The 12,660-nt window shown below is 46.8% G+C and carries 18 protein-coding genes; 3 read left to right on the top strand and 15 right to left on the bottom strand.

What is annotated here, in order from left to right:
- Positions 1 to 9 precede the first annotated feature (9 nt).
- The 10 genes from VL20_RS15115 to VL20_RS15155 all read right to left on the bottom strand — a co-directional run bounded on the left by VL20_RS15115 (position 10) and on the right by VL20_RS15155 (position 6,797).
- Positions 10 to 771: a Coq4 family protein gene (locus tag VL20_RS15115; protein ID WP_002760903.1), complete on the bottom strand. Its 762-nt coding sequence runs from the start codon at positions 769 to 771 to the stop codon at positions 10 to 12.
- Positions 772 to 822: 51 nt separating this feature from the next.
- A complete protein-coding gene (locus VL20_RS15120; protein WP_052276976.1) occupies positions 823 to 1,428 on the bottom strand; it encodes a hypothetical protein in 606 nt (201 codons plus the stop codon).
- Between the two features lie 96 nt (positions 1,429 to 1,524).
- Positions 1,525 to 2,199 carry a MarC family protein gene (locus VL20_RS15125; protein WP_052276977.1) on the bottom strand — a complete coding sequence of 225 codons (675 nt, stop codon included), beginning with the start codon at positions 2,197 to 2,199 and terminating at the stop codon, positions 1,525 to 1,527.
- A gap of 89 nt (positions 2,200 to 2,288) precedes the next feature.
- Positions 2,289 to 4,658 (bottom strand): arylsulfatase, encoded by a 2,370-nt coding sequence (locus VL20_RS15130; RefSeq protein WP_052278480.1) that lies wholly within the window; start codon positions 4,656 to 4,658, stop codon positions 2,289 to 2,291.
- A 56-nt stretch (positions 4,659 to 4,714) separates the two neighbouring features.
- Positions 4,715 to 4,873, bottom strand: a complete 159-nt coding sequence (locus VL20_RS32790) for an addiction module toxin, HicA family (RefSeq protein ID WP_128575227.1) — start codon at positions 4,871 to 4,873, stop codon at positions 4,715 to 4,717.
- A complete protein-coding gene (locus tag VL20_RS15135; RefSeq protein ID WP_002788899.1) occupies positions 4,854 to 5,093 on the bottom strand; it encodes a type II toxin-antitoxin system HicB family antitoxin in 240 nt (79 codons plus the stop codon). The genes VL20_RS32790 and VL20_RS15135 overlap by 20 nt, the downstream gene beginning before the upstream one ends.
- A gap of 199 nt (positions 5,094 to 5,292) precedes the next feature.
- Positions 5,293 to 5,490: a hypothetical protein gene (locus VL20_RS15140; RefSeq protein ID WP_002788900.1), complete on the bottom strand. Its 198-nt coding sequence runs from the start codon at positions 5,488 to 5,490 to the stop codon at positions 5,293 to 5,295.
- 45 nt (positions 5,491 to 5,535) lie between these two features.
- Entirely contained in the window at positions 5,536 to 6,015 is a 480-nt protein-coding gene (locus tag VL20_RS32795; RefSeq protein WP_249264923.1) for a BrnT family toxin, read from the bottom strand.
- 232 nt (positions 6,016 to 6,247) lie between these two features.
- Positions 6,248 to 6,577 carry a DUF5615 family PIN-like protein gene (locus VL20_RS15150; RefSeq protein ID WP_002788902.1) on the bottom strand — a complete coding sequence of 110 codons (330 nt, stop codon included), beginning with the start codon at positions 6,575 to 6,577 and terminating at the stop codon, positions 6,248 to 6,250.
- Entirely contained in the window at positions 6,561 to 6,797 is a 237-nt protein-coding gene (locus VL20_RS15155; protein ID WP_002788903.1) for a DUF433 domain-containing protein, read from the bottom strand. Before VL20_RS15155 ends, VL20_RS15150 begins: the two co-directional genes overlap by 17 nt.
- Between VL20_RS15155 and VL20_RS32800 the strand changes: the two genes are divergently transcribed.
- A complete protein-coding gene (locus tag VL20_RS32800) occupies positions 6,783 to 6,905 on the top strand; it encodes a hypothetical protein (protein ID WP_284525806.1) in 123 nt (40 codons plus the stop codon). The two genes, VL20_RS15155 and VL20_RS32800, sit on opposite strands and share 15 nt — an antisense overlap.
- 100 nt (positions 6,906 to 7,005) lie before the next feature.
- On the opposite strand, the gene VL20_RS15160 is transcribed toward VL20_RS32800, so the two are convergent.
- Entirely contained in the window at positions 7,006 to 7,467 is a 462-nt protein-coding gene (locus VL20_RS15160) for a hypothetical protein (RefSeq protein WP_052276978.1), read from the bottom strand.
- Positions 7,468 to 7,770: 303 nt separating this feature from the next.
- Between VL20_RS15160 and VL20_RS31215 the strand changes: the two genes are divergently transcribed.
- Entirely contained in the window at positions 7,771 to 7,935 is a 165-nt protein-coding gene (locus tag VL20_RS31215) for a hypothetical protein (RefSeq protein WP_158499355.1), read from the top strand.
- Here the strand turns inward: VL20_RS31215 and VL20_RS15165 are convergent.
- The 4 genes from VL20_RS15165 to VL20_RS15180 form a co-directional block, all read right to left on the bottom strand.
- On the bottom strand, positions 7,920 to 8,411 hold the full coding sequence (locus tag VL20_RS15165) for a YMGG-like glycine zipper-containing protein (RefSeq protein ID WP_052276979.1): 492 nt from the start codon (positions 8,409 to 8,411) through the stop codon (positions 7,920 to 7,922). The genes VL20_RS31215 and VL20_RS15165 overlap by 16 nt on opposite strands.
- A 168-nt stretch (positions 8,412 to 8,579) precedes the next feature.
- Complete coding sequence (locus tag VL20_RS15170) at positions 8,580 to 9,104, bottom strand: type IV pilin-like G/H family protein (protein ID WP_002764743.1); 525 nt, start codon at positions 9,102 to 9,104, stop codon at positions 8,580 to 8,582.
- 24 nt (positions 9,105 to 9,128) lie between these two features.
- Positions 9,129 to 9,821, bottom strand: a complete 693-nt coding sequence (locus tag VL20_RS15175; RefSeq protein WP_052276980.1) for a hypothetical protein — start codon at positions 9,819 to 9,821, stop codon at positions 9,129 to 9,131.
- Between the two features lie 373 nt (positions 9,822 to 10,194).
- Complete coding sequence (locus VL20_RS15180; protein WP_052276981.1) at positions 10,195 to 10,977, bottom strand: DUF2092 domain-containing protein; 783 nt, start codon at positions 10,975 to 10,977, stop codon at positions 10,195 to 10,197.
- A 372-nt stretch (positions 10,978 to 11,349) separates the two neighbouring features.
- On the opposite strand from VL20_RS15180, the gene VL20_RS15185 reads away from it, so the two are divergent.
- Positions 11,350 to 12,366: an AraC family transcriptional regulator gene (locus tag VL20_RS15185; RefSeq protein WP_052276982.1), complete on the top strand. Its 1,017-nt coding sequence runs from the start codon at positions 11,350 to 11,352 to the stop codon at positions 12,364 to 12,366.
- The last annotated feature ends 294 nt before the right edge of the window (positions 12,367 to 12,660 follow it).

Here is a 12,660-nt window from a genome sequence, read left to right on the forward strand (position 1 = left end):
CGGGGTAAATTAGGCGATCGCGGCTTGTAATTCCGGGCAACTGTACCAACTCCAAGGCCCGTCTAAAACTGGTTTGATATTCAGTTCTTCACGCCATTGATCTAAGGGTTTTTCTAATCCTTCTTCCCACTTGATCGGGAATAGAGGTTGGGCCTGGCGACCGATGGTAATTCCCCGAGAAATTAAATCGAATTTGTAACCGAGAGTTTTATTTAAATCGGCATCACTTTCTACCTCACTTAACAGAGTATCACTGGTAAAAAAAGTCATCAGTAAAGAGAGGATATCGATGAGGAGAAAAGTAGGATAACGAGTTTGAGCGACCGTGACAGAAATTACTCCCAATTCTCCAAGAGTATCTAAACTAAACCCGGTGAGAATGTGATGGATATCGTGGGTTTTATCAATGCGAAAACCAATATAGTCGGCATCGGAATCAAATTGCTCGCGTTGGGGATAAAATTGCGGATCATAGCCCAAAGTGTGCATAATTGTGCCGTAAGTCCAACCGAGAGAACCTTTCGGCATTTTTAACATTGCTTCGAGATCGTAGGGTTTGCCGATGTATCTTTCTTGCACTAATTGAGCGGAAGCTGGTTCTTGCAGAACTGCTTTTACACATAACTCCATCGGGCGACTATTGACCAATCGGCGCTCGATTTCCCAGACATTAGCCGTTTCTTGGCCAGCGCCGGCCGCTAGATCGACAAATTCCAGAAATCGATGCAAATTTTCGGGTGTGGCTAATTGATTGATGTATCTGTAACTCATGGAATTCTCCTCATCGGTAGATAAATTTACAGGCTGCTTAGAACAAGTGTATTAATAGCGCAGGGGGCCACCGTAACCACCGTATAAACCGACCCCGCGGGTACCGGCCCCCACCCCGTAAAAGCCAGGACCGACACCACCACCAACACCAATCCAATCGATAAATAGGGAAGTTGCCCCGCCGGTTTTAGGTAGAGTCCCTTCGATTAGCTTGTAGCTGTAAATCAAGTCCTTGCCATCGATGACGGGATTGCTAATCTCGACGACAATTATGGTATTGTCTTGACGGCCAGGTTCATAGACCGAGAGGGTAGCATTGGGGGGATCGTTGGCAAAATTATCTTTTCCCGCCCTAGCTGTCCACTCATCCATGTAGGCTGCCATGGTCAGATTACCAGCAATCCGGTTTGGGCGATCGGAAAAGTATAATGTCTGTTTGTTGACATTCACCAGGCGAATTGTTTTTGCGACGGGATCTACCTTAATATCTTCTGCCGTTTGCACGAACATTAACTGCACTTTTTCTTGAGCAGGAGTAGTCTGGGCTACAGAAATATTGGGCATCCCCCAGCTATTGATTGCCATGGCCGCTACTCCCAGAAAAAGTGTATAACGAAAACGCTTCAGGGATTTGGTCAATTGCTCAGAATTTCTCATGATTGCTCTCCTTAATACCCAGTTTAAATATACAACAGCTTATTTGATATTTCCAGTAATTTTCTTAGCTAACTATTTAGACTAATTAGCAATTGGCTATGATGGTAGTTTCGGAACGATCTGATCGACAAAAATATTAATCAAACCTGTCACCATAAATTGTACTCCGATCGCCGCTACAAATAGGCCCATAACTCGCTGAGTAATACTCAAGCCAATATCTCCTAAAAGTCTTTGTAACCATTTGCCAGCCGCGAGGATGAGAAAGACTAAAAAACTGACTAAAATTGTCATCAAAATCAGTTCAATGCCCGTACCACTACCTACCCTTGATTCGGCTTCACTGGCATAAAGGATAACGTTAGCAATCACCCCAGGCCCCACTAATAAAGGCATAGCCATAGGAATAACAATCTGCCGATAAACTGACTTAGCTTCGCTGAGATAATCCCCGCCTTGCTCATTAATTAAAAGCTCTTTTGTCCCTGCCCCAGAACCGTTAACAATGTTGATACCGATAATCAACAAAAGCACGCCACCAGCTAGGCGAAAAGAGTCTAAGGTGACGCCAAAGAATTTTAGCATTGCCGTTCCGATAAACATAAAAATCAATAACAAACACAAGACAGTTAACGAGACAAATAGAGCCACGAGTCGTTGTACTTCTTTACGTTCGCGAGCGGTGTAACTAATAAAAATCGGCAGCATTCCCAGAGGATTTAAGAGGGCGAATAAAGTGATGGCAAAGTTTCTCAAAAAAGACCATTCCATAGGACAAAGTTGCTAATTTAAGCTCAATTTTTTTGCTTTTAACCGAGGGATAGTCTAGATAAAGCTACCAGTATCACAAGTCCCCTTTTCTACTGCCGGGCCATGATAATTTTCAGACGTTCCTCCGGGTCGATCAGGTGGTCATGATCGTCCGTACCCAGATCGAGTTGAACCCAACCGATCTTGCCGGTGAAACGACTGGTTTTCGAGGTATATTCCGCCGCCACGGGGGTGCCGGATTCGTAGCCGATATCCGTGGTTTCGTCGGCGGAGAAAATAAAAGCCTGAGTTCGTTCTACCCGACCCGTACCCACCGGTTGACCGTCGTAGTAGAGGGTGACATTTCCCCCCCGTCCTAAACCACCACCATCGTAGGCAAACTCCATCCGTACCTGATGCTTGCCAGCCGGGATCGTCTCCGTCGCCTCGGTGACAAAACTTTCAATCCCCAGCACGTTATAGACGAACTTGGCTTTTCCATCGTGGCTATAGACACTCCAACCACCGAAGCGGCCGCCTTGGGCGATAATCACCCCGTCCGCGCCTTCCGGGGGAATTTCCAGTTCCGCCGTTACCGAGAAGGATTTATTTTTGATGTTGATGACGCTATTTTCGGACAAACGCCCCATTCCGGCGAAAAATAATTGCGAGTTCCCCCTGGCGAGGGTGGGTCGGCCGGCGGTGGCGGGATCGATCCGTTCCACTTGGCGATCATCTAGGGGCAGTACATTATATTTAACCGCCTCGATCAGAAATTGTCGCTGTAGTTCGTGCAGTTTCTCTGGCATTTCCTGGCAGAGATCCCGAGCTTGCGTCCAATCCGTACTGCCGTCGTATAGTTCCCAGATATCATCGTCGAAAGGAACCATCGTCTGTCCAGTCATCACCCACGGGGTGCGGTGCTTGGTAATCGCGCTCCAACCCTTGTAATAGATGCCCCGATTGCCAAACATCTCGAAATACTGCACATCATGACGTTCGGGGGCGGCTGCGTCGTTAAAGGTATAAACCATACTCGTACCCTCGTAGGGACTTTGTAGGACACCGTTAACCATCGTCGGTTCGGGAATGCCTACCACTTCCAACACCGTCGGGGCCACATCAATGACGTGACAGAATTGGTGACGAATCCCGCCTTTTTCCTGGATGAGTTTGGGGTAACGAACAATCGTACCGTTGCGGGTGCCGCCCCAGTGGGAAGCGACCTGTTTCGTCCACTTATAGGGGCTACTCATCGCCCAGGCCCAACCGACCGCGTAGTGATTATAGGAATCGGGCGCACCGAATTCATCTAGTTTCGAGAGGAGAAATTCCGGGGTTTCTAGACCCGCTAACCCGTTAAAGTTGGCCATCTCGTTAAACGCGCCCTGAAGCGTTCCCTCGGCGGAGGCACCGTTATCACCGACGATGACGTAAATTAGCGTATCGTCGAGGATTTCTAGCTTTTCTAAGGCTTGAATCACTCGTCCCACCTGATCATCGGTATGTTCCAGAAAGGCGGCGTACACCTCCATCTGGCGCTCTAATACCGGCTTCAGGCGCTCGTCCATGTCATCCCATGGGGGAATTTCGGCGTGACGGGGGGTGAGTTCGGCATTTTGGGGAATTACGCCCAGTTCTTTCTGTCGGGCAAAGGTGATCTCACGCTGGCGATCCCAACCGTGAGCGAATTGGCCTCGATACTTGTCGATCCACTCCTTCGGGACGTGGTGGGGGGCGTGGGTTGCGCCGGGGGCGAAGTAGGCAAAGAAAGGCTTATTGGGGGCGAGAGCTTTTTGTTGACTAATCCAAGCGATCGCTCGATCGGCCAGATCCTCGGTCAGGTGATAGCCTTCCTCCGGAGTTTTCGGCGGTTCGATCGGGGTTGTTCCCTCGTACAGTGCCGGCTCCCACTGGTTATTTTCGCCACCGATAAAGCCGTAGAAATACTCGAATCCACCCCCGCCAGAGGGCCAAGCGTCAAAGGGACCGATCGGGCTGGTTTGCCAAACCGGTACTTCGTGGCATTTACCGAACTGCGCCGTGGAATAGCCGTTTAGCTTCAGGGTTAAGGCAAGGGGGGCTTTGGTGTTGGGACGGACGGAACTCTGTCCAGGGGCGGAGGTGGCGGTTTCGGTGATGTTGCCCATGCCGACCGAGTGATGATTCCTTCCGGAGAGCAAAGCCGCACGACTGGGAGAACAGAGGGCAGTGGTATGAAAACGGGTGTATTTTAACCCAGCCGCCGCTAATCGCTCGAAAGTGGGCGTATTGCAGGGACCACCGAAGGCACTGGCGGCTCCAAAACCCACGTCATCGAGCAGCACGATCAGCACGTTGGGTGCGCCAGCCGGCGGTCGGATATCTCGAATCGGGGGATAGTGGGTGTCGGGATTCTTGGCGTCGTAGGTGGTTAGACCGAAGGGGGTCAAGTCGGGAATCGGTAGAATTTGGCGTTGGATCGGTTTGTCTTGGGTCATCTTGAGGGCTCCTTTTAAATTTGCGATCGAGAGTCTAAAATATGATCCTTGCCAAACTAAAAAGTCCAATAGCGGTTCTCCTGAAGGGTTTTGACGACGCCGGCTTTATCCTTGGTCATGATGCTGTCATAAATTGAGTGATTACCACCTTCTCTCAAAAGATAGAAACTGTTTTCTTCAAGGTAGCGAACTAAATCACGCCGTTTGACCGACATAATTAACCTCAACGGGGATTTGTTCGATCAGGCTGTTGCCTAGCGGAATCTCTTTATTCTGCTGTTGATAGGCTAAAACCATTTCCTGGGTAGCATCTCGCAACATCTGTCTGCATTCCTCCAGATATTTACCTTCGGTCACAACTTCTGTCCACTCAACGAGTTGCCCCATATAACCTGTATCAATTTTAGTGTATTTAGCCGTATAGCTCTGTATCATTTACTTGTCACCTTGAAAGCTTGAGACCTATTCATTATTTATTGCCGCAGGCACTGCGTTCTCGAAGAGGGGCGAAGCCTAGCAGACTGCACTATGATGACAGTAATACAATACCGCATTTTTAAAGTTTAATCAACAAGAGGACGGCGTTGCCGAAGGCACAGCGTTCTCGAAGAGGGGCGAAGCCTAGCAGACCGCACTACAAGATCGGTGTTTGTATTGATATACGGCGAAACTCATTTAATTCTTGTTGAGATAAGGGGAGACAGTCCGAATCTGCTTCAGCGGCTTTGTCAATTTCCTCCTCAGTCATTGCTTCGACTTTTTCCCAATCTGTCTTGCCATGACTAGCCTTTTGGGGATCAAGTTTAACTCTGGTAATATTGTCGTCGTTCATTTTTATTGGCTCTCCTTGCTGAAATAAGTACCTAGGCAAAATTATTTACACATGACGATCATTGCCCCGTAAGGGTTTTAGCTCGATCGGGCAGGTAATTAATTTTGCATGACTACTTAATACGATATCTGCCGTTTCTTTTGGTATAGACAACAAATAAAACTGGTTCTTCGTTACTTGGTATGGTTCGATAGGGGGGCATAAATCGACTAAATCCTTATCTGGCAAGAGACTTAATTGATTAGTTCGCTCTAGAAAAAAACAATTAACAAAAATCGCTAAATGCCTTTCTATATAAGGGTTCCATCCCTTATAACTCCCGTCCATTGCATAACACAAACCGAAGAGCCATAAAACTACTTGATTAACTATACCAATTACTTGAATTCTGGTTTCATCATAATCACGTTTATCTTCTCTTTCCAAACGGTTGGGATCTAGAAAAATATTTTTTGCATCCTCAAAATCAATCTTGTGCTTGATCAAGTTGGAAGCGGCTTTATTATTGTCCCATTCTATCTCCATTTTATCGAGATGTTATATCTAGTTAATAACATCTGGGGTTACACATGATAGGGTTATATTTAGATTTGTTAGGTTTCGTCACCTCAACCTACATATCGGCGTACTGCTACGCAGTGCCTTCGGCATCGCACTACAATTTTCCTGTACGCATTGTACAACAAATCTCGAACAAATAAGGTACGTTACATTTCATTAACGCACCCTACCAGAGCGGCGATCAGACTAAAAAATATCAAGCAAGGATTAATATTGAGTCAGAATTATTGGAAAAAACCTCAATCTGCTCTTTATATCTTGTGATTAATTGCAAGAGAATGTCACGACTACAATTCCCAATCCGAAGCCAAATTAATTTGGGTGGATGACCGTAAAGTAATGCCCGTTGATAAAAATCCGAATCTTTAGAAATCACAGTGAAATTATTATTTTTGGCATATTCCCAAATTATTTCATCAGCAAATCCTTTCATCCCAATATCCCTAACGTGAAGACTATTCGGAAATTCAGTAGCTAGTAAACGTGGCAATTTGGGTGATAAATTTTCATCAAACAGTAATTTCATTGGGAATAATCATCAGATGGCGATCGCGGTCAGCGGCAAAAGCGAAACAGGCTTGTATATCTTCTAAGGTTAGATCGGGAAAATCGTCTAAAACTTCCTCAATGGTCATCCCTCCACCTAAATAGTCTAAAACATCATTAACGGTGATCCGAGTATTAATAATACAGGGCTTTCCGCTACGAATGGAGGGGTTAATTGTAATCCGTTGACGATAATTCATCGTTTTTTCCTCAATAAATTAACAGAAGAAACTCATTGGCGATCGCCTCTTGATTCAAAAAGCGATCGCACTTTGAAAAGCCCAATTGATCGCAGTTTGCAAGTTTAATCGACAATGTGACAGCAATCACTCTTTTAAAAGCCAAAATGATCGCGGTTTTAAGATTTAATCAATAACAAGACAGCGATCGCACTCAACTTACAAGAGATTATGGCGATCTGTTAATCCATGGATACCACACTTCTAGTGTACCCTGTTTTGGTTTATTTTCATAGTCATAATGTGGATCAACTATTGCTTGACTAGAAGGTGATAATCCGGTCACTAAATCCGCTGCACATCGGTCAGTTCTGTAGAACACCCTTACGGAAATGTTTTTACTAGGAAAGGTACCATCATCATTGTTTGTTTTTGAAACAAGTTGAGGACTGTCTGGGATATAATCAGGACGCTGCTTTCTAATTTCATCTAAATAGGCTTGAGCATCATTCCGCTGTGATTTGGATGAGATATGCACACCAGTAATCTTAATACCTTGTAGATTACAAGATTGATCAGGTGGTGGGAAAAATCGTCCCCAATTGGCAATCACTGCACTACCCAATGTTCCTATCAGAGCTATGATAGCGAGTAAGATAGCGACTTTAGGAGGTTGATTTTCGGTACTCATAGAAACATTATGCCCGACGGCGACTGATTTAATTTTGGTTTATACATACCGACACAAGGTATGTTTTGCCTCTAGCATGGAGTTCCCAGCGGCCGTCAGCTTCCCCTTACTCATCGTTGACCCGTTGCAGGAATTTCAACCTAGTATATTTATTCGGTCGTATCTATGATAAGGCGGGTTTTTTAGACCAGCAAGACTTTAACACAAAGCCGCCCTAAAAGGGGCGGGGTTTTCAACCCAAATTTTCGATCAGCGAACTGACGGTCACGAGGACGAGAACGACCGCGACTAAGGGCGAGCGTTTTGTCAGGTGGAAAAAGTGAGCGAGTAGAGTTGGCAGTTTTCTCAACATGGTTAACCGGTTATGTCAAAAATCGCTTAGATTTCGGGACAGAAATAACGGGGAAAGGAAGCGGATTTCCAGAGATTTCTGCTTCTGCGATCGCCGAAAATTACTGGACGCTGTAACCCCGTCCCTCCATACAGGCTGTCCAGGCTTGATAGTAGGTTTGTAATCGCTGGTTTTCCTCTTGGGTCGCTTCGACTTGCGCTTGCTCGGCCTGCTGTTGTTCTTCTCGTTCTCGGAACAGTCCCGCCAAAGCCCCGACTCCCGCCCCGATCGCTGCACCTTCCCCAGTATTCCCAGCGATCGCTCCTCCGACCGTTCCTAATAAAGCGCCTGTGGCACTTGCGCGAAGCAATTGTCCCTGTTGCGAGGATTGGGCGGCAGTGGCGGGGGATATCTGATCCGGCTGACTGGGATCGACCCCGGTTTGCTGTTTTGCCCAAGAATAACAAGCGTAATGGTCTTGCTGTTGTTGTTCTTGGCTTTGTCCTTGACTGGGATAGGCGAAGGGTTCGGCCACTTGAGCTAAACTGACATCGGTAGGGAAAAGAATACTTCCTAATACGATCACGCTCAGGGTTTCGATCGATCTTTTCATGAGATACTCCGATCAACTGAATCGATAATTAATTGTTAAAAACGAGAGAAAAACTCGATAAATTTAGACAGATTACCGAGAGGATTAAATCGTTCCCGAAAAGTCAAGTGATCAACTGTCCGGGGCCCGCTACCAGCAAGACAATTAACTGTTCTCCCAACCTCAACACTACTCGTTCACCTCGGAAGCGGGAACCTGTACGGAGAAGTCGCCGCACTGGAGGGTCAGTTTTCCGGGGTTATTAAACTGATTGCCGCGCACCAATTGCGGATCCGCCGGACGCGTCTGACCGGGATTGGTATTCTGACAGATAATCGTCGTGATTTTCGGGTCTTGGTTAGGAGTGATAAAAGCCGCACCCACATAAGCTTTTAGCTGATTGCTGACGGTTGAGCGAGCGGGGATAACGTAGCTATAGGCGGCCTCGGAAGTGGTGCGAATGGCATAATCAAAGGTTTTCGGCAAAGTAACCCCGAAATCTTCTTGAACATTGTCAACTTGCGCTCGAAAATTCCCGTTATTCTGATAATAGGTGCGCTGTCCCTCGGTCATCTTGGCGACGGCTTGCAAAGCGGCGTTTTGGTCTTGAGCGATCGAATTACCTGTTTGACTTAGAGTCAGATTGCCTGTAGCGAGGAGAGCGAGAGAACTAAAAAGGAAAGCGAGGGAAAAATGTCGGTTAGGTTTTCTCATGGGATATTCAAGGCTAATAAATCTTTAAAAAGGTGCGGTCACGACCCGATAGTAAACCCCGTTAGCACCGTAGGCGGGACTTAACCAAGCCGTACCGCAGCGGTAATAAGTGCTTGTACCAACTGGGTTATAAACGCATCCCCCTGGGAGGTTAGTATAGATCGCTCCGAGGGCGTAGGCACTGCCCGCCGCAAATCCTGCATTGTAGGATTCCGCTTGATTGGCAGTGGCAGCCGTGGCGCCGAGGGCGACTCCTGTGGTGGCCGCCGCTCCAGCTGCGGCCCAACCACCGCAGTTATAACAGCCCGCACCGTAGTAACTATTGACAACGGTGGGCGGATGATAGGTGGCGTAGGTGCCGCCGTAGTAGGTGCCGTGATAGCCATAAACTGAGGTTCCGTAGGGGGTAGTACCGCTCCAAGAACCGTCACCACCGGAGGCCGAGCCACCCCGATAGCCGTTGACACCCCAAGAACCATCGTCCCCGGAGGCAGTGGTGCCACGGAATCCCGTCCCACTCCAAGAACCGTCACCACCGGAGGCCGAGCCACCCCGATAGCCGGAGGCACTCCAAGAACCATCACCCCCGGAGGCGGTACCGCGAAAACCGGAGGCACTCCAAGAACCTCCCCCGGCATGGAACCAAGCGGCGGCCGGTGAGGAAGCAAGCAGTATAGTGGTTAGAAAACCCATGACACTAAAAACGAGATTTTTCATCGGAAATTTTGGGTCTGAAACCCCGCCGTAGAACGGCGGCTTTACGTTAGAATTAAAAGGCCAGTCTCGAAAACCAAGTGGACGGCGCAGCACCTTGAAAACTCGGCTTAGGGGGTTCCGACCAGAAAAGCTTGGCCGGGTAAAAAGTCGCGCGCAACAAGTACAAGAAGCTATAGGCGGTCAACGTACCGTGGGACACAGGGAATCGGGCTTCTGAAATGGGGCGAAAGTCTGTGGACTCTGTGTAAGACAGTACATGGTTTTTTAACTGTGGTATGCGACGGTGGTGGAAGCAGAAACTTAAATCGTGAGGTTTAGGAATCGCCGCCCTAAAAGTGCGGCGAGGATGTCAACAGCGAAATCCTCCAGATATTTAAGGTTGGGGAGAGGGAGCTAAAGCCGGGGGTTCGGGACGAGCGAAAGGAATCGGTTTAGCTTGATTGCTATTAGTAAAGGTAAAGGTGTTCGGAGCGTTCGGAATATCGAGTTGCCAGTTATCAAAGGCGACCTGATGACGAAGACGGGCGGGATCGTCGCGATAGACGGCGCGGATCATGCGGGGCAGTTTATCTTCGACCCCGATCCACAATTGGGCAAAAATTTTGTTATTAGCGATCGCTATCATCTTGGTGGTGGTTCCTCCCACCACTTGCGATTGTCCGATCAAGAAGGCATAGGTCAAACCGGGGGCGATATCTTGGTAGGGATCGGCAACGATGATATCGGTAAAGGGGAAATAGATGGCGGCGGCATCGTAAGCCAATTTTAAAGCGGCATCGAGATTGTTAGGCGCTTTGGTGACAGCCACCAGATTTTCCGTTGGCAAATAGGCGGTAATAGTTTTGCCATCGTAGTAGAATTGGTTAGCCTGACCGTCTCCCGGACTAATCACCCTGAGCTTATTGGGCCGTTCCAGGGTGACATCGGCGATCGTTGTGTACACCAGAGGTGGGCCGATACGACTGGGACTCTCGTAGGTGATAGTGGCGGTAAAGGCCAGGGAACGAGCGGCACTTAAGCGATCGCTCATTTGCTTGAGAATTGCTAGGGCCTTGGGTTCAATTTTTGGGGGAGTTTCTGCTGAGACCGGGGAAACGATTCCCAGCCCAGAGGAGCTAATTAGACCCAGTAAAAGGATTTTTGGCAGAAAATTCATGGCAGCTCTGAAAATCTGGTTTTTGTTAATGTGCTTAGACTGCTCGCAAAAATAACCGAGGAATTATTAATTAAACTGGTGACTTGTTTTTTGATTGATTGATGGCTTTTACCGCTTCTCTTGCTGGAGAACCTCTATTTTATTCCTCAATTCTAAGATTTGGTTGTTTTCATCAGCAAAAGTTTATAAATTTGACCTGGGGGAAGTCAGGGCATTGTTCTGTCGAAAAAGAGTCACGAGTCGAGGTAATAGATGGTAGTTTTCACAATTTCGACATTCAATATAGCGTGTCATCAAAATTTTTCTTGCCATCTCACGCCAAAATCGCGATAATCTTCACAGTTTCCTTTCGCCGACTTGTTCTCTAATGAGATGAAATATATCCCCCTGCTTCGGGTTAATACTTTGTTACCCTTTGTTACGTTTCTTCATCGCATCGGTTCCCCCACGGAAAAATTATTAGAGGAGGTAAAATTACCCTTATTTGCGCTCGATCATCCCGAATCTTTAATCCCACGTCATCAGGCCTTCTCGTTGATCGAGAAAGCGGCGCACAGAGAAGGTATAGACAACTTAGGATTATTAGTAGGGAAGGCAACTTCGATCGCTGATTTAGGGACTTTCGGGCGAATTATTTGTCAGTCTTTGACTGTCTATGATGCTTTTAATACGGTCAAAAACATGATCACTGCTAACAATTCAGGGGAAATATTCTGGATTAAAGAACAGGAAGAAACCGCTTATTTTTGTCAGCGTTATCTCCACAATCAGGAGGTTAATTGTCATTATGCTGCCCAATTTGCTTCAAGACTGATGATCGAATTAGTTAGTATCGCCCTAGGAAAATTATGGCAGCCGCCGAAAATTTATCTTCAGGGTGAGCGGGGCTGCGACTTAAAAGATGAATCTTTAAGCAGAACTAAAATTCGTGCGGGAATGGGGTTTACTGCTATTGTTTTTCCTCGTTCTTTTCTGAGTTTACCTCTTAAATTTCCCGTAGCTTTAGATAATAAACCGAGTCAAAAAGATCGGGAAAATCTCTATTCTTCCTCCCCTGTACAGAATATAAGTGGCTCTTTAAAACAGGTGATTACTCCTCTTTTACCCAACGGTTATCCCGATATTAACTTAGCCAAAGAAATCACCGGCATGAGTGTCCGTACCCTACAAAGAAGGTTAGGAGAAGAAGGTTTAACCTATACTCAGGTAGTGGAAAAAATTCGTTTTGAGCAAGCAGTTTTGTGGCTGCAGGAACCCCAGATAAAATTAATTGATATTGCCATGGAATTAGGTTACAGTGATCCCGCCCATTTTACTCGCGCTTTTAAGCGTTGGACAGGATTATCACCTCGGGATTTTCGTCGTCAAAAATTGGCTAATTATCAATAGACCTCTAGAGGAGGGGTAAGGGGCCAGTGTTCTCGGAGTCTGGACAAGAAAACACCAAGAGATTGAACAAAATTAATTACACCTATGGAAGGGACTATTGCAAGAGTGCCTATCCTAACCAAAAAATTAAGGCTCTCTTGGTTTAGCTTGGTTAAATATGGCCTAGCATACAGTTTTTCTCAGGTGATCCCAGAAAGATTAAGGATAAACCACAGAGGCAGAAAGAACAAAGAGAGGAAGACAGATTCGAGCGGTAAAACTTATTTATCGAAAATTTGGGTTAAAACCCCGTCG

The organism is Microcystis panniformis FACHB-1757 (genome assembly GCF_001264245.1).
Classification (GTDB): domain Bacteria; phylum Cyanobacteriota; class Cyanobacteriia; order Cyanobacteriales; family Microcystaceae; genus Microcystis; species Microcystis panniformis.

What these genes read in the sequence shown, in the direction of transcription:
- VL20_RS15115 (WP_002760903.1), bottom strand. Translation starts at nt 771, where the DNA reads ATGAGTTACAGATACATCAATCAATTAGCCACACCCGAAAATTTGCAT.
- VL20_RS15120 (WP_052276976.1), bottom strand. Translation starts at nt 1,428, where the DNA reads ATGAGAAATTCTGAGCAATTGACCAAATCCCTGAAGCGTTTTCGTTAT.
- VL20_RS15125 (WP_052276977.1), bottom strand. Translation starts at nt 2,199, where the DNA reads ATGGAATGGTCTTTTTTGAGAAACTTTGCCATCACTTTATTCGCCCTC.
- VL20_RS15130 (WP_052278480.1), bottom strand. Translation starts at nt 4,658, where the DNA reads ATGACCCAAGACAAACCGATCCAACGCCAAATTCTACCGATTCCCGAC.
- VL20_RS32790 (WP_128575227.1), bottom strand. Translation starts at nt 4,873, where the DNA reads ATGTCGGTCAAACGGCGTGATTTAGTTCGCTACCTTGAAGAAAACAGT.
- VL20_RS15135 (WP_002788899.1), bottom strand. Translation starts at nt 5,093, where the DNA reads ATGATACAGAGCTATACGGCTAAATACACTAAAATTGATACAGGTTAT.
- VL20_RS15140 (WP_002788900.1), bottom strand. Translation starts at nt 5,490, where the DNA reads ATGAACGACGACAATATTACCAGAGTTAAACTTGATCCCCAAAAGGCT.
- VL20_RS32795 (WP_249264923.1), bottom strand. Translation starts at nt 6,015, where the DNA reads ATGGAGATAGAATGGGACAATAATAAAGCCGCTTCCAACTTGATCAAG.
- VL20_RS15150 (WP_002788902.1), bottom strand. Translation starts at nt 6,577, where the DNA reads ATGAAATTACTGTTTGATGAAAATTTATCACCCAAATTGCCACGTTTA.
- VL20_RS15155 (WP_002788903.1), bottom strand. Translation starts at nt 6,797, where the DNA reads ATGAATTATCGTCAACGGATTACAATTAACCCCTCCATTCGTAGCGGA.
- VL20_RS15160 (WP_052276978.1), bottom strand. Translation starts at nt 7,467, where the DNA reads ATGAGTACCGAAAATCAACCTCCTAAAGTCGCTATCTTACTCGCTATC.
- VL20_RS15165 (WP_052276979.1), bottom strand. Translation starts at nt 8,411, where the DNA reads ATGAAAAGATCGATCGAAACCCTGAGCGTGATCGTATTAGGAAGTATT.
- VL20_RS15170 (WP_002764743.1), bottom strand. Translation starts at nt 9,104, where the DNA reads ATGAGAAAACCTAACCGACATTTTTCCCTCGCTTTCCTTTTTAGTTCT.
- VL20_RS15175 (WP_052276980.1), bottom strand. Translation starts at nt 9,821, where the DNA reads ATGAAAAATCTCGTTTTTAGTGTCATGGGTTTTCTAACCACTATACTG.
- VL20_RS15180 (WP_052276981.1), bottom strand. Translation starts at nt 10,977, where the DNA reads ATGAATTTTCTGCCAAAAATCCTTTTACTGGGTCTAATTAGCTCCTCT.
- VL20_RS15185 (WP_052276982.1), top strand. Translation starts at nt 11,350, where the DNA reads ATGAAATATATCCCCCTGCTTCGGGTTAATACTTTGTTACCCTTTGTT.